The 14669-nt window shown below is 48.9% G+C and carries 17 protein-coding genes and 1 riboswitch; of the genes, 15 read left to right on the plus strand and 2 right to left on the minus strand.

Annotated elements, in window-relative coordinates; genetic code table 11:
- Positions 1–67: 67 nt before the first annotated feature.
- The gene (locus QNH46_RS00125) at positions 68–322 is read right to left on the minus strand and encodes an AbrB/MazE/SpoVT family DNA-binding domain-containing protein (protein ID WP_019640040.1); all 255 of its coding nucleotides are present in this window, start codon (positions 320–322) and stop codon (positions 68–70) included.
- Positions 323–663: 341 nt separating this feature from the next.
- Here QNH46_RS00125 and QNH46_RS00130 point away from each other — a divergent pair, with 341 nt between their 5' ends.
- From QNH46_RS00130 to QNH46_RS00190, 13 genes are all read left to right on the plus strand, one after another.
- Positions 664–1950 (plus strand): HD domain-containing protein, encoded by a 1287-nt coding sequence (locus QNH46_RS00130; RefSeq protein WP_283926428.1) that lies wholly within the window; start codon positions 664–666, stop codon positions 1948–1950.
- Between the two features lie 19 nt (positions 1951–1969).
- The gene (locus QNH46_RS00135) at positions 1970–2737 is read left to right on the plus strand and encodes a TatD family hydrolase (RefSeq protein WP_283926429.1); all 768 of its coding nucleotides are present in this window, start codon (positions 1970–1972) and stop codon (positions 2735–2737) included.
- A 214-nt stretch (positions 2738–2951) separates the two neighbouring features.
- A riboswitch (cyclic di-AMP (ydaO/yuaA leader) is annotated at positions 2952–3166 on the plus strand.
- A 254-nt stretch (positions 3167–3420) separates the two neighbouring features.
- Positions 3421–4557, plus strand: a complete 1137-nt coding sequence (locus QNH46_RS00140; RefSeq protein WP_283926430.1) for a resuscitation-promoting factor — start codon at positions 3421–3423, stop codon at positions 4555–4557.
- A 114-nt stretch (positions 4558–4671) separates the two neighbouring features.
- Entirely contained in the window at positions 4672–5226 is a 555-nt protein-coding gene (rnmV, locus tag QNH46_RS00145) for a ribonuclease M5 (protein ID WP_283926431.1), read from the plus strand.
- A gap of 6 nt (positions 5227–5232) precedes the next feature.
- Positions 5233–6117, plus strand: a complete 885-nt coding sequence (gene rsmA, locus QNH46_RS00150; RefSeq protein WP_283926432.1) for a 16S rRNA (adenine(1518)-N(6)/adenine(1519)-N(6))-dimethyltransferase RsmA — start codon at positions 5233–5235, stop codon at positions 6115–6117.
- A 93-nt stretch (positions 6118–6210) separates the two neighbouring features.
- Entirely contained in the window at positions 6211–7110 is a 900-nt protein-coding gene (gene yabG, locus QNH46_RS00155; protein ID WP_213595343.1) for a sporulation peptidase YabG, read from the plus strand.
- A 261-nt stretch (positions 7111–7371) separates the two neighbouring features.
- Entirely contained in the window at positions 7372–7650 is a 279-nt protein-coding gene (veg, locus tag QNH46_RS00160) for a biofilm formation stimulator Veg (RefSeq protein ID WP_155613568.1), read from the plus strand.
- Between the two features lie 161 nt (positions 7651–7811).
- On the plus strand, positions 7812–7988 hold the full coding sequence (locus QNH46_RS00165) for a small, acid-soluble spore protein, alpha/beta type (RefSeq protein ID WP_283926433.1): 177 nt from the start codon (positions 7812–7814) through the stop codon (positions 7986–7988).
- Between the two features lie 193 nt (positions 7989–8181).
- Complete coding sequence (ispE, locus tag QNH46_RS00170; RefSeq protein WP_283928302.1) at positions 8182–9036, plus strand: 4-(cytidine 5'-diphospho)-2-C-methyl-D-erythritol kinase; 855 nt, start codon at positions 8182–8184, stop codon at positions 9034–9036.
- 72 nt (positions 9037–9108) lie between these two features.
- Positions 9109–9936 (plus strand): pur operon repressor, encoded by an 828-nt coding sequence (gene purR / locus QNH46_RS00175; protein WP_283926434.1) that lies wholly within the window; start codon positions 9109–9111, stop codon positions 9934–9936.
- A gap of 183 nt (positions 9937–10119) precedes the next feature.
- Positions 10120–10404 (plus strand): septation regulator SpoVG, encoded by a 285-nt coding sequence (gene spoVG / locus QNH46_RS00180; RefSeq protein ID WP_110930526.1) that lies wholly within the window; start codon positions 10120–10122, stop codon positions 10402–10404.
- A gap of 123 nt (positions 10405–10527) precedes the next feature.
- Positions 10528–11928 carry a bifunctional UDP-N-acetylglucosamine diphosphorylase/glucosamine-1-phosphate N-acetyltransferase GlmU gene (gene glmU / locus QNH46_RS00185; RefSeq protein ID WP_283926435.1) on the plus strand — a complete coding sequence of 467 codons (1401 nt, stop codon included), beginning with the start codon at positions 10528–10530 and terminating at the stop codon, positions 11926–11928.
- Between the two features lie 210 nt (positions 11929–12138).
- On the plus strand, positions 12139–13092 hold the full coding sequence (locus tag QNH46_RS00190; protein ID WP_055105514.1) for a ribose-phosphate diphosphokinase: 954 nt from the start codon (positions 12139–12141) through the stop codon (positions 13090–13092).
- Positions 13093–13295: 203 nt separating this feature from the next.
- Here QNH46_RS00190 and QNH46_RS00195 read toward each other — a convergent pair whose 3' ends face one another.
- Positions 13296–13571, minus strand: a complete 276-nt coding sequence (locus QNH46_RS00195) for a hypothetical protein (protein ID WP_283926436.1) — start codon at positions 13569–13571, stop codon at positions 13296–13298.
- A 102-nt stretch (positions 13572–13673) separates the two neighbouring features.
- Between QNH46_RS00195 and pth the strand changes: the two genes are divergently transcribed.
- Both pth and QNH46_RS00205 read left to right on the plus strand, forming a co-directional pair.
- The gene (pth, locus tag QNH46_RS00200) at positions 13674–14234 is read left to right on the plus strand and encodes an aminoacyl-tRNA hydrolase (protein ID WP_283926437.1); all 561 of its coding nucleotides are present in this window, start codon (positions 13674–13676) and stop codon (positions 14232–14234) included.
- A 105-nt stretch (positions 14235–14339) separates the two neighbouring features.
- Positions 14340–14570, plus strand: a complete 231-nt coding sequence (locus tag QNH46_RS00205; protein WP_213595351.1) for an anti-sigma-F factor Fin family protein — start codon at positions 14340–14342, stop codon at positions 14568–14570.
- The last annotated feature ends 99 nt before the right edge of the window (positions 14571–14669 follow it).

Below are 14669 nucleotides of genomic sequence, written 5' to 3' on the forward strand. Positions count from 1 at the left end.
GGCACCAAGGAGATATGAAAAAGGTTAGAATTAACAGATTCAGTAAGTCTATTATATACTATAATTCTTAATTTGTCACAGGTGTTGGAATTTCTGTGAGGCATTCATGGCAAACAATTTTACCTTTGAAGTATGTTACGTTCTCAGCGTTGCCGCAGAAGATGCAGGCAGGCTCGTATTTCTTCAGCATAATACGCTCGCCGTCTACATAAATCTCAAGCGCATCTTTCTCTCCGATTCCGAGCGTACGACGCAATTCGATAGGAATAACTACACGACCCAGCTCATCTACTTTTCTAACAATACCTGTTGATTTCATCATGACTGATGATACCCCTCTCGCGGAAATTTTAACAAAACTTTTAAAAGCGTCATTATTCGACAAACTTCTATCTTTTATGATATTTATAATACCAACGTTTCCCAAAACAGTCAACCTATTTATGGTAGAGTTCAGTTAAATTACTAAATTAAAGATATAAATGTACGAGTGGTTTTGAAAAACTGCTTTTATACCGGGCTTTTTAAGCATTCGACAAACTTCTGACATCTAACATGACTATATTAGTCAAAATTCGACAAGCTTTGTCGAATCTCTCGACATGACCTGTGAAGTTAAATTCTTGTAGTTTCAAAATAAATTGAAAACAAGGAGAATTGGCCATGCATAACCTTCGCGAAGAAAAGGTATTCAAAGATCCTGTTCATAATTATATTCATGTTCAGGATGAATTGATCTGGTTACTTATTAATACGAAGGAATTTCAGCGGCTTCGCCGGATTCGGCAGCTTGGCACTTCTTATTTGACCTTTCATGGTGCAGAGCACAGCAGATTCTCTCATTCTTTAGGAGTATATGAGATCACACGGCGAATCATTTCCCAGTTCGAGCGAAATAATTATCCGGACTGGCCGAAGGAGGAGCGGCTTGTTGCGCTCTGCGCGGCGCTGCTTCATGATCTGGGGCATGGCCCCTTCTCCCATTCTATCGAACAAGCCTTCGACATGAATCATGAGGACTGGACCTGCCGCATTTTGCTTGGCGATACGGAAGTAGGGCATGTTCTAAAGCGAATGGGCGAGGACTTCCCGGAGAAAGTAGCTTCTGTTATACGGAAGGACTATCCCAATGAAATTGTCGTAAATCTGGTGACAAGTCCGCTAGATGCTGACCGTATGGATTATTTGCTGAGGGATGCTTATTTCACCGGCGTCAATTACGGTACGATCGATATGGATCGGATTTTGCGGATGCTGCGGCCATACCGGGGACGGATTGTAGTGAAAGAGACCGGCATGCATGCGGTAGAGGATTATTTGATGTCCCGTTATCAAATGTATTGGCAGATTTATTTCCATCCGGTGACGCGGAGCTCGGAAATTATTTTGCGGCAAATTTTTCGACGGGCCAAGGAGCTATATGCGGAGGGGTATTCATTTTCCTTTCTTCCCAACCCTTTACCAGGCTTGTTCAACTCTGAACTGACAGTGCAGCAATATTTGCTATTAGATGAAGCTTTAATTCAAACGGCTTTTATGCAGTGGAAACATGAGGCTGATCCCCTGCTCGCTGATCTTTGCACCCGTTTTATGGATCGTAAATTGTACAAATATGTTGAACTGGATTCGCTCGATTTGGAGAAAATAAGGGAAATTCGCGAAGAATTCCGAAAATTGGGCTTAAATCCGGATTATGATCTGATCATTGATTTTCCGACGGACTTGCCTTATGATGTGTCTCGTCCTGACGAAGAACTTCGCGGCAAGCAAATTTTGCTGCTGGACAAGCAGGAGCGCTTGGTGGAAATATCGGAGGTTTCCGATATTGTCCGGTCGATTAGCGGCATACAGCGGGGTAAATTTTATTTGTACTTTCCAGACAATAAACTACAGGCGGTCTGTTCTCAGCTGCCTGCCGATTTAGCTCGTATTTTTGGACAGGAAACTTAATTACAGGAGGGTTATCGCCATGTTAGTGGATACACATACGCATTTGGACGCGGAGCAGTTTGACGAGGATCGCGAGGAAACGATTTCTCGCGCGGTGGAACAGGGAGTTACGCGCATGATCAACATCGGTTTTAATCGGGAAACGATTCCTACCACAATGAAGCTGGCCGAGAGCTACGACTTCATATATGCCGCCGTCGGCTGGCATCCCCAGGACGCCATCACGATGAAGGAAGAGGATTTGGACTGGATTGCTGAATTATGCCGCCATGAGAAAGTAGTTGCCATTGGAGAGATTGGTCTTGATTATTATTGGGATACTTCACCCAAGGATGTCCAGCATGCCGTATTCCGCAAGCAGATCGGGCTGGCTCGGGAGCTTGGAATGCCAATCGTCATTCATAACCGGGATGCTCATGAGGATACAGTGCGTATTTTGCGGGAAGAGAAAGCCCATGAAGTCGGAGGAGTAATGCATTCGTTTTCGGGGAGCTGGGAAACGGCCAAATTATGTCTGAACTTGGGATTTCATTTGTCCTTCGGGGGCCCGATTACCTTCAAAAACGCAAAACAGCCTAAAGAGGTGTTGAAACAAACACCGCTCGACCGGTTATTGATTGAAACAGACTCCCCTTATTTGACTCCGCATCCTTATCGTGGAAAGAGAAATGAGTCCGCCTATGTCCATTTAGTGGCAGAGGCAGCCGCTGAATTAAAAGGGTTGTCCTTCCAAGAAATTGCAGAAATCACAACCCGCAATGCGCTGGAACTATTTTCCATTCGGTGAAATCGGGAGGAAAAGCGGTGAAAAGAAGAGATTTCTGGAAAGATTAATGCATTTTAATTTAAAACACCGAGTCTATTACATTTTTTTAACCTTTTTCTTAAGAAAACGTTCTTGATTCGTCCTTTACAACATGCATTGAAACAGGATAGAATCTTTTCAGTGATCGATTTGGCCGAGTTTGGCGTATTGCCTATGGCCATCGAATCATGTTCCAGAACCAGTCTCGCTGAGTCTCCGTAGAGGAGAACGGGGGAACCGGATACGGCTTGATGAAATGTTTTCATTTACAACGTTGCCGTATTTGATTTCTTTGCAGGATCTTTGGGGTGAATTCAAGGTCATTGCGCCATGAGCGAATGAACCGAGAAAGGGCGGCTCTCTTCGTCCGAACCCGACAGCTAACCTCGTAAGCGTGTTAAGAGAGGCAACTTCGTGCATCCTATTACACCAAGACCTACAGGAGCCACGAAAGAGTTGCTCTAACTCTTTCTTCCGGCTTCTTTTGTTTTGAATAATTGTAATAGGGTCATCATACTGTTGTAAAACAGGAGGTGACAATTGCCGACCAGACTGGGGTAGGATGCGGAATGCTGCAGTTCTAGCATTCCGTAAAAAACGGGAATAGTCACGTCAACATCTCATCATGCATTGACCTAGGGCGGGACTATGAAGGAGGACGGAAAGTGGGCATTTTCAAGAAAGAAGAGACCCATGAATCACGCTCATCCAGTATGTCTTACGCATTGCGATGGAAGCATGAGAACCTACGTCAGATATCGGTCGTCACGTTGTTAACTGTTGCAGCGATCATCGTTATTCTGATTTGGCTGAACGGCAACAGCAAGAACATTTACTTGGTGATAGACGGGAAGATCCAGGAGATCGAGACCCGTAAATCTGTAGTGAATCAAGTACTGGATGAACATTCCATCGTGCTGGGCCAGGGTGATAGCATATCACGGCCGCTTGAGAGCTCCCTGAAGAAGGGGGACCGGATCGTTATCGTAAGGGCGGTTCCGGTGCAAGTCAACGTGGATGGCAAGACAAAGTCGCATCTAACGACTCAATCCAGTGTACAGGGCATTATCAACGAGCTTGGCATTACCGTAAACCCGGATGACAAGATCACTCCGGATTTAAGCAGCAAAGTTACTTCCGATCTTCAGATCAAAGTGGTGCGCGTATCCAAGCAAACAGTACAGACGAAAGAGACCGTGCCATTTGCCGTCGTCAAAACCTCGGATCCTAATTTGGAGAAGGGGCAGACGAAGGTGCTGCAGCAGGGCAGCGAAGGAGTAGTTGTACATCACATCGAAAAAGTGTATGAAGACGGAAATTTCGTATCCAAGCGTTGGCTGAGCAAAGAGATCGAGACGAAGGCTCAGGACAAGGTAGTCGCTGTAGGTACGAAGCCTAAGCCCGAGGCTGTGCTCGCCGCTAATATTACCCGCACTGCGGATAAAGTGGATATCAGTGGAACGACAACCAAAGGCGGCGTCTCATTTAAATATAAAAAAGTGCTTAAAGACGTCACACTAACCGCCTATTCCGCCGAAGAGGATGGCATCGGTACGAAGACCGCCTCCGGGACACGCGTAACGGAAGGCAGAACGATCGCCGTAGACAAGAACGTTGTTCCTATGGGCTGGTGGGTATATATCGAAGGCATTGGGTTCCGCAGAGCCGAGGATACAGGTGGCGCCATCAAGGGCAACAAAATGGACGTTTACTTCGATAGCCTGCAATCGGCGAAGAACTTCGGGCGCAAGAAGGGACGCACGGTGTATGTTATCGGTCCAAACAAACCAGAATTGAACTAATTCCTGTTTTACTTTGTAAAAGGAATAAGATACTATAGATAAATGAAAAAGGTATGGAAAGAAGAGGAGAAGTCCTCTTCTTTTTGCGTATGAGGAAGAGGGTCGTTTGTTCCCATGATTAAAGAGGTTATTGTCGTGGAAGGGCGGGACGATACCGTTGCCGTCAAAAGGGCCGTGCAGGCCGATACGATTGAAACCGGAGGCTCGGCCATCAACGAGACCGTGCTGCGCAAGATTGAGCTGGCGCAGGAGCGGCGCGGGGTCATCATTTTGACTGATCCTGACCATGCTGGCGAGCGAATCCGCAAAATTGTCGCAGGCCGGGTACCGGGCTGCAAGCATGCTTTCCTGCGGGAGGCCGATGCTACGCGGCGCGGTGATATCGGTGTGGAGAATGCCTCTCCCGAAGCCATTCGGGAAGCGCTGGCACGTGTGCATACCGAGATGGAAGCAGTTGAGGCTGATGACACGCTCATCGATTGGGAAGACTTAATAGACGCCGGCTTGATCGTTCACCCTTCAGCCGCCGCCAGAAGGCGCTTGATCGGTGAATTGCTTGGCATCGGTTATTGCAACGGCAAGCAGCTTTACAAACGGCTTAACGTATTTCGGATTAGTCGGGAGGAGTTTCTGGCTGCGCTGGCTCAATTGGAGGACAAAGGGGTATAAAGTGCCATGAGTAGAGAAGATATATCAACGCCGCGCCGCACAAAGGAAATTATTCAGCGGCATGGATTCTCATTTAAGAAAAGCCTCGGTCAGAATTTCCTGATCGACCAGAATATATTAGCCAACATCATCGAAGCGGCAGGCCTAGACAAGACCAAGGGGGCTTTGGAGATCGGACCCGGCATCGGGGCCCTCACGGAGAAGCTGGCTCAGCAGGCCGCCAAGGTAACCGCCGTGGAGATCGACCAGCGGCTGCTCCCCATTCTGGAGGAAGTGCTGGAGCCTTATCCGCATGTTGATGTCGTGCATGGAGATGTGCTGAAGCTAAATTTGCGCGAGCTGTTTGAACAGCAGTTCAAAGATGTGTCCGGCGTAAGTGTCGTGGCCAATTTGCCCTACTACGTTACCACGCCGATTTTGATGAAGCTGCTGGAGGAAGGGCTGTCGCTCGAGCATATCGTCGTAATGATTCAGAAGGAGGTTGCTGAGCGTATGGCGGCTTCTCCTGGGAGCAAGGCTTACGGCAGTCTCAGCATCGCCGTGCAGTATTACAGCGAGCCGGAGCTCGTCTGTATCGTGCCGCATACGGTGTTCATTCCCCAGCCGAATGTGGAGTCAGCCGTAATCCGTTTAACCGTTCGGAAGGAGCCCCCGGTATCGGTGGAGGACGAGGCCTTCTTTTTCGATGTTGTCCATGCGTCCTTTGCTCAAAGAAGGAAGACCATCGCCAATAATCTGAAGAGCCGCTTCTTCCCGAAGGAAGGCCGCGAACGGTTGGAGCAGCTTCTTGCCGAGGCAGGCATAGAACCGAGCCGTCGGGCGGAGACGCTGTCTCTGCAGGAGTATGCCGTGCTTAGCAACGTATTGTTAGCTGCAGGCTTGAAGCATTAATAACTGCTTCGTGGTCAAAAGAGGGCTTTTTTAATAACCGGTCCTGTAACCAATCCCCGCTTTCGCCCATACCTTAGGGTAGAGGTGATTTATTTGACGAACTTGGGAGACTTGGTAGTCCGGAAGTCGTACGGCGGGGACGTGACTTTCCGGGTGGAAAGCATACAGCGGAATGAAGCGATGATTAAGGGGACGGAGTTTAGGCTGCTGGCCGATGCTCCTTTGCATGATCTCGTTAAGGTTGACCCAGCCTCTCCAAGCGAGAAGGCTAGAAGAGCGCGCATTAAGGCCACGGAGTCGTTAAAACGGCTGCATCGTGATCGTCAGGAGCAAACCGAGCGCAATCAGGCCAGCTTGGGGAATCCATTGTGGTACGCGCAGAACGAGCCGTCCTATTTCGAGGTCCCAGGCAAGGTTCTGCATTTGGACGGAGACGAGAGGTACTTGAAGAAGAGTCTGGAGCTGTATGAGAAGCTTCGCGTTCCCGTCCATGGCTATTATGTGGCGGAGTCGCAAATGGCGAGCGTCTTGTACCGTCTCCTTCCGAGCATCCACCCGGACATCGTGGTCATAACGGGGCATGATGGCGTACTTAAGAACCGGCCGCATGCGGATCTGTATAATTTGACGAGTTACAAGAACTCCAGCCATTTTGTAGAGGCAGTACAGACCGCTAGACAGTATGAGCGCAACTTTGATGCGTTAACGGTCGTCGCTGGGGCGTGCCAGTCCCATTTTGAAGCTTTGCTGCAAGCTGGGGCGAACTTTGCCAGCTCGCCTTCCCGCGTGCTTATTCACGCGCTTGACCCGGTCTACATTGCCGCAAAGATATCCTTTACGTCGATCCGCGATACAATCAGTATGATGGATGTTTTGAATAATACGATCAGCGGGACGCAGGGCGTCGGCGGGATTGAAACACGAGGAAGCTACCGGATCGGTCTGCCTAAGCTCAAAGATTTAACTACCCTGAAGGTAGTTCCATCCATGTAAGGTTTTATTTTCATATATTATGGTTTGTGAGCGGCACCGTGAGGTGCTTCTTTTGTTTTTTGGGAAGGAACTACAATCCGCCGAAAAACGCCGAATTATGCAGTTTACCCCGGATTTATGGCAAATAAATCTCCTCATAAAAAGATGTCGAAAAAAAATCGTTGACAATACTTTTTTCTCCCTGATATAATTATTTATTTCAGTTTGACAAATGACTTCCTTCCTTGTATAATGGACAAAGAAAGAAGGTGGTCACAGGCAATGGCTAAAAATACGCTGTCGGAAATTAAGCATAGTCTCGACGCTTACGTAGGACAGAAAATTATGCTGCGTGCGAACGGTGGTCGCCGTAAGACCGTCGAACGTACCGGTGTATTGGAAGAGACATATCCATCTGTCTTTATCGTGAAATTGGATGAAGAGCAACAGACTTTTAAGCGAGTGTCTTACAGTTATGCCGATATACTTACCGAATCCGTTGAAGTGATGATTTGTGACGATAGCAGCGATAACGAGATGCGGATTACGTATATTAAATAGTGAGCATCATGATGAGCTAAATAAACGGCTGTCCGCGTTGCGCGGCGCCGTTTTTTTCTTTATTGGCGAGAAGCGCATCCCTGGAAGGTATTTCGCCGTATGATGAGCTGCCAGCGGCGCATACTATCCAATATCCATCATTCTGTAAGGAGGGACATGCCATGGCGCGGAGACGGCGTAGTGTAATGTCGGAAGAGCTGAAGATGGAGCTTGCGAAGGAACTGGGGTTCTACGACACCGTTCAGCAGGAGGGCTGGGGAGGCATTAAAGCCAAGGATGCTGGAAATATGGTGAAGAGAGCCATCGAACTGGCAGAACGTGCGGCTGCACGGCAATAAATCAACAAGGGGCTTTCCTGACTCGGGAAGGCCCCTTGTTTGTTAACATATTGAGAATTAAGCGTACATTCGGCAGGTATTTGACCGTCTGCAATGGACGCAGGCCGCAGTTAAATTTATAATATGGTAAACGTTAGTGCTTGCATAACGCGCAAGAAAAGATTCCATGGACATGCTGAGGGTGGTGTACGCCTTGAAGATTTACGAGAAAGCTCCAGCGAAAATCAACTTGATGCTGGATGTATTACATAAGCGGCCGGACGGTTATCATGAGGTTGAAATGATCATGACCATGGTGGATTTAGCCGATCGTTTAGAAATGGAAGCCCTGTCCCGGGATACCATCATTATTTCAAGCCAGGCTGGCTATATCCCGCTGGATGAGAAGAATCTGGCCTTCCAGGCGGCTAAGCTGATTAAAGAGCGGTACAACGTCCGCAGCGGCGTGTATATTCATTTGGATAAAAATATCCCGGTAGCTGCAGGCCTTGCCGGCGGCAGCAGCGATGCGGCAGCTACCCTTCGCGGCTTGAACCGGTTATGGGATCTGAACATCCCTGTAGAGGAATTGAAGCAGCTTGGTGCTGAATTGGGGTCCGACGTCCCTTTCTGCATAACGGGCGGAACGGCGCTTGCGACTGGCCGAGGGGAGCAGTTAACCCCTCTTCCCAATCCGCCGCAGTGCTGGGTTGTGCTAGCGAAGCTGCCTATTAATGTATCGACCGCGGAAATTTACGGGCGCTTCCGCAGTGATCAGGTGAAGGAGCATCCTTCTGCCGATCGCATGCGACTGGCGATTGAACGATCTTCTTTTCCTGAGGTATGCGAGGAATTAGGGAACGTATTGGAGGAAGTGACCCTGAGGTTATATCCAGAGGTAGCGCATCTGAAGGAAACGATGCTGAAGCTTGGGGCCGACGGCGTACTCATGTCCGGCAGCGGGCCTACAGTATTCGGCCTGGTTTCCAAGGAATCCAAGGCGTTCCGGATTTATAACGGGCTGCGCGGCTTTTGCAAAGAAGTTTACGCTGTGCGCCTGCTGACTTAAGGGAAGACTTGAATAAAGGCGTACAATCGTGTAATATTTTCATTAAAATATTCGGATTTAGAGGGGTACTTCGTGAAAAAATTAAAGAGAAGCGCTCGATTGGTGGAAATGACGCGATTTCTATTGTCACGTCCCCATCATTTGATACCACTTACCACTTTTGCACAACGTTACGGGGCGGCCAAATCCTCGATCAGCGAGGATCTGGCGATTATTAAGGAAGTATTTGAAAGCGAAGGCATGGGAGAACTGCATACTTTGGCCGGGGCTGCAGGCGGGGTAAAGTATATTCCTAAAGTGAGCCAAGAGCATGCTCTTACATTTATCAATCAGCTGTGTGAGAAACTATCGCAGCCAGATCGCATTTTGCCGGGCGGTTATTTGTATATGTCTGATTTATTGGGTCAGCCTGCGCTTATGAACGAGGCCGGTAAATTATTTGCGACTGCTTTCGCTGACCGTGAAATCGATTGTGTTATGACCGTGGAGACGAAAGGAATCCCGCTCGCTTATGCCACAGGGGCTGAGCTGAATTTACCAGTTGTGCTGGTGAGGCGGGACCATCAGGTTACCGAGGGGTCGGCCGTTAGCATCAATTATGTATCGGGATCGCACAAAAGCCTGCATACGATGACCCTGTCCCGGCGCGCGCTGAAAGAGAAATCCAGAGTTCTCATTATGGACGACTTCATGAAGGCCGGAGGCACGATCCAGGGGATGGTAGACCTATTGGCCGAATTTAATGCTGAGGTTGCCGGCGTAGGCGTCCTGGTCGAGTCCGGTGAGATCGAATCGGAGCAAAGATTGCTTCAGGATTACGTATCCTTGGCCGCGTTGACGGTGGTCGATGCCAAGGGTAAGGAAATCAAAGTAGAGCCAGGCAACTATTTCTCAAAATAACCGTTTTGAAGCTTTGTCGATTCATCAAAAAATGGCTATGTTATAGACGAATCATGTCGAAAACCTCATGATTTCAAAAAAATTCCTGAATTTAGGGTATTTTGTTCCATAAAAAAGGAGGATTTCCGTTGGCTATGTGGAATATTACACCAAGTCCCTGATGGAAAAAGGTGGTGAACACATATGCAAATTACGGATGTAAGGCTCCGCCGAGTCAGCTCGGAAGGCAGAATGAAGGCAATTGCATCCATTACCATCGATAACGAGTTTGTTGTTCATGACATTCGCGTCATCGACGGAAATAATGGAATGTTTGTAGCAATGCCAAGCAAGCGAACACCGGACGGGGAGTTCCGGGATATCGCTCATCCAATTTCTTCCGGCACACGCGAGAAGATTCAAGCCGCAGTATTGGCTGAATACGAGCGCGCTGCTGACCAGGAAGAAGTTATTGAAGAAGGGGCTTAAGTACTGGTTTTGTCTAACCAATTGGGGTTCGAAGAAAAGGGAGCCATGATACATGGCTCTCTTTTCTTTTTGTGTTAAATAAGATATATTCAGTAATGAGTTCAAGAGAAGGAGGCCGGGGCCTTGAAAAGATTAGCGATTATTCTTGCTGCAGGACAGGGGAAGCGCATGAAGTCCAAGCTTTATAAAGTGCTCCATCCCGTTTGCGGCAAACCGATGGTCGGGCATGTCCTGGACACGGTAAAGCAAATCAATTGTGAACGAAGTATTGTGGTGGTAGGCCACGGTGCAGAAGCAGTGAAATCTTATCTCGGAACATCGGCAGAATATGTGCTGCAGGAGCAGCAGCTCGGCACGGGCCATGCTGTAAGACAAGCAGAGCCGCTGTTCAAGGATGAAGAAGGAGTTACCATTGTCATCTGCGGAGATACCCCGCTTGTGAAGCCGGAGACACTGGAATCGCTCATCGCTTTGCATACAAAGAGCGGTGCAGCGGCTACCGTGCTGTCAGCCTGGACGGAACGCCCTCAGGGGTATGGCCGAGTGATCCGGGGGGAGAATGGTTCTGTTGTGCGAATCGTAGAACAGAAGGATTGTTCTCCGGAAGAAGATGCCGTGCAGGAATTCAACACAGGCACTTATTGTTTTGATAATGCGAAGCTGTTTGCTGCTCTTAGCAAAGTTACGAACAACAATGCCCAGCAAGAATATTACCTGACGGATGTCATTGGTATTCTTGTCAATTCCGGGGAAACTGTTGAAGGCTATATGACCGAGGATTATGCGGAATCGATCGGAGTCAACGACCGGTTAGCCCTTTCCGAAGCAGAGCAGTTTATGCGGGAAAGAATTAACCGGAAACATATGTTAAATGGGGTCACCATTATCGATCCTCAATCGACGTATATCGGAGCGGACGTGCAAATCGGCTCGGATACGATCCTTTATCCGGGAACTTCGATCGCGGGCAATACGGTCATTGGCGAGGACTGCGTGATCGGGCCAGGGACGGAAATAAATAATTGCCAAATTCACAATGGGGCGAAGGTGAAGCAGTCGGTACTCATGGATGCTGAAGTAGGCAGCGAGACTACCGTTGGACCTTTCGCTTATTTGCGTCCGGGAGCAAAGCTTGGAGCGCATGTCAAAGTCGGGGATTTTGTAGAGATCAAGAACGCTTCCATCGACGAAGGCTCCAAGGTGTCCCATTTGAGCTACATCGGGGACGCTAAAGTAGGCAAGAATGTAAATATTGGCTGCGGTGCGATAACCGTTAACTATGATGGTTATAATAAGTCTATTACCGAAATCGAGGATGATGCGTTCGTAGGCAGCAATGTCAATTTGATCGCACCGGTGAAGATCGGCAAAGGCGCATACGTCGTTGCAGGCTCTACCATCACCCATTCCGTTCCGGATAATGACCTGGCCATCGCCAGAAACCGGCAGGAGAATAAGGCGGGATATGCGGAGAAACTCCGTGGCAGAGCCAAGGCAAAACGCGATAAAGAAAAACAATCTTAACTCCTGTTCACGAAAGTGAACAAGCTCTATTAGTAATGTTAAGGCAAGATAGTGTAATATAGAAGTATGCGTTCAAAAGTAAAGCCGAGGAATCTGGATGTAAGGCAGTAAAGGCATGACAACAACGGCAAAGGATGTTAGACGCAGTAACCATTTTAATGACCAGAATCGATTTGAACTATCGATAACAGCACGGAGGGTTTTTATTTTATGACTTATTGTGATTCTAAACTGAAGATATTCACCTGTAACTCTAATCCAAAACTGGCGCATCAAATCGCTGATTATATCGGCATCCCTATGGGAGATTCGGAAACGACCAGCTTCAGCGATGGAGAAATCCAAGTGAAGCTGTCCGAAAGCGTTCGAGGTTGCCACGTGTACATCGTGCAATCCACTTGCGCGCCGGTCAACGATAATCTGATGGAGCTACTTGTTATGGTGGATGCTTTGAAGCGGGCATCAGCCAAGAGCATTAACGTGGTTATCCCGTATTACGGTTATGCGCGTCAGGATCGGAAGGCCCGCTCACGTGACCCGATCACGGCGAAGCTGGTGGCGAACTTGATCGAGAAGGCAGGCGCGCACCGTGTAATTACAATGGATCTGCATGCGATGCAGATTCAGGGCTTCTTCGATATTCCGGTCGATCACATGCTCGGAGTACCGATTTTGGCCCAATATTTCCGTTCCAAGCAAATTCCGAATCCGGTCGTTGTATCCCCAGACCATGGCGGTGTTGTACGCGCCCGGAAATTGGCGGATTTCCTGAATGCGCCGCTTGCGATTATCGACAAGCGCCGTCCGGAACCGAATGTCAGTGAAGTGATGAACATCATCGGTAACATTGAGGGCAAGACAGCCATCCTTGTCGATGACATCATCGATACGGCCGGTACGATCGTTCTTGGCGCTAATGCCTTAAAAGAAGGTGGCGTTGAAGAAGTCTACGCTTGCTGTACGCATCCTGTGCTGTCTGGTCCGGCGATGGAACGTCTGGAAAACTCTCCGCTGAAGGAAGTTGTGGTTACTGATACGATCCCAATTACGCATCCGAATCCAACAAGCAAGCTTAAAGTGTTGTCGGTCGCTCCGCTGATGGGAGAAGCGATTATTCGCGTTCACGAAGAGCTCTCTATCAGCAAACTGTTCGAAATCGAATAAGGATTCCTTGTTATTCGGGGGTTACATCTTCCTGCACGGAGGATGTAACCCTTATCGGCGTATTTACGTTTATATAGAGAGACCCACGAAGTAAGCGAATCCCGAAGGGAGAGCGTCTCCCAGCAGGGAAGTCACGCAGAAATAGCACGAAGAAGATCACGAAGTAAGCGAATCCCGAAGGGAGAGCGTCTCCCGGCAGGAAGTCACGCATAAAGCACGGAGAAGATCACGAAGCAAAGCGAATCCCGAAGGGAGAGCGCCTCCCGCAGGAAGTCACGCATAAAAGCACGAAGAAGATCACGAAGCAAAGCGAATCCCGAAGGGAGAGCGCCTCCCGCAGGATGTTTTCCAGGTTGCCCGGGTGAACTGAAAGTAAGACGTACCCGAAGGGGGAAAAGCGTTCCACGCACCGAAGTAGAGCGCATCCCCGAAGGGGACAGCGGGCAGGAGCGCTTGTGTACCTCCCACGTTACTCCCATTTGCGGGAGTCCCGAGGGCTGCCAAGCCCTTGGGGGCCCTCCCTTACGGTAAGGGAGGGTTTGGGAGGGTTGAGATTCAATGAAAGGAGTACACCATACCTCATGAAATGGATCGTAGGCCTCGGTAATCCGGGAGCCCAATATGAGAAAACAAGACATAACATCGGATTCATGGCGCTGGACGAGCTGGCTAAGAGGCATGGCATCGATATCCGTCAGAGTAAATGCAAAGCCCTGGTAGGCGACGGCATCATCGGCGGAAAAAAAGTAGCGCTCATCAAACCGATGACTTATATGAATTTGTCCGGGGAAGCAGTTCGGGCCTTCATGGACTACTACAAAGTCAGCCTGGAGGACATGATCGTCGTTTATGACGACCTGGATACCGAAATAGGCAGAAACCGTCTTCGCTACCAAGGAAGTGCCGGCGGCCACAATGGGATCAAGTCAATTATCCAGCATACAGGGACCCAAACGTTCAACCGGATCCGCATGGGGATATCCAGGCCTGAGCCCGGATATGCGATTGTCGATTATGTCCTGTCTTCTTTTGCAAAAAAAGAGAAGCCCTTGCTGGAGCAATCGATCGAGGAGGCATGCGATGCACTGGAATTCAGCCTGGACCATACCTTTGAGCAAACGATGGCTAAATTCAATCGCTGATGGACAAACCGACAGATCACGATGTTACAAACGCTGGCAATAAAGGGCTAAACGACGTCGATTCGGGGCATACTGAAGGTATAAAGATCTTTCAGGAGGCATATGATGGCAATAAACTATGTATGCAGACATTGCCGCGCCCAAATTGGCCGGATTGAATCGGCTGGCGTATCCGAAGTGCAGCTCGGCTTCCATTTCTTGACCCCCGATGAGCGGAGAGATATAATAGCGTATGATTCGAGCGGCGATACGACGGTTCGCGTAACGTGCGATTATTGCGCCGAGGCGCTAACGAATCATCCGGAGCTGACCTTGCTTAACAGCCCGCTGCAATGAACCAGGCGGAACAAACAGCGCAGGTATACATCGATGGAGATAGAATAGAGCCTTGGCACGGTTGCTGAGGCTCCTTTTTGCTTCGGGTTTACGGGCCGT

The sequence above is a fragment of the Paenibacillus woosongensis genome, from assembly GCF_030122845.1.
GTDB classification, from domain to species: Bacteria; Bacillota; Bacilli; order Paenibacillales; family Paenibacillaceae; genus Fontibacillus; species Fontibacillus woosongensis_A.

Excerpts from the sequence above, each read along its gene's own strand:
- QNH46_RS00125 (WP_019640040.1), bottom strand. The coding sequence starts at position 322 with ATGATGAAATCAACAGGTATTGTTAGAAAAGTAGATGAGCTGGGTCGT.
- QNH46_RS00130 (WP_283926428.1), top strand. The coding sequence starts at position 664 with ATGCATAACCTTCGCGAAGAAAAGGTATTCAAAGATCCTGTTCATAAT.
- QNH46_RS00135 (WP_283926429.1), top strand. The coding sequence starts at position 1,970 with ATGTTAGTGGATACACATACGCATTTGGACGCGGAGCAGTTTGACGAG.
- rnmV (WP_283926431.1), top strand. The coding sequence starts at position 4,672 with ATGATTAAAGAGGTTATTGTCGTGGAAGGGCGGGACGATACCGTTGCC.
- rsmA (WP_283926432.1), top strand. The coding sequence starts at position 5,233 with ATGAGTAGAGAAGATATATCAACGCCGCGCCGCACAAAGGAAATTATT.
- veg (WP_155613568.1), top strand. The coding sequence starts at position 7,372 with ATGGCTAAAAATACGCTGTCGGAAATTAAGCATAGTCTCGACGCTTAC.
- QNH46_RS00165 (WP_283926433.1), top strand. The coding sequence starts at position 7,812 with ATGGCGCGGAGACGGCGTAGTGTAATGTCGGAAGAGCTGAAGATGGAG.
- spoVG (WP_110930526.1), top strand. The coding sequence starts at position 10,120 with ATGCAAATTACGGATGTAAGGCTCCGCCGAGTCAGCTCGGAAGGCAGA.
- QNH46_RS00190 (WP_055105514.1), top strand. The coding sequence starts at position 12,139 with ATGACTTATTGTGATTCTAAACTGAAGATATTCACCTGTAACTCTAAT.
- QNH46_RS00195 (WP_283926436.1), bottom strand. The coding sequence starts at position 13,571 with ATGGGAGTAACGTGGGAGGTACACAAGCGCTCCTGCCCGCTGTCCCCT.
- pth (WP_283926437.1), top strand. The coding sequence starts at position 13,674 with ATGAAATGGATCGTAGGCCTCGGTAATCCGGGAGCCCAATATGAGAAA.
- QNH46_RS00205 (WP_213595351.1), top strand. The coding sequence starts at position 14,340 with ATGGCAATAAACTATGTATGCAGACATTGCCGCGCCCAAATTGGCCGG.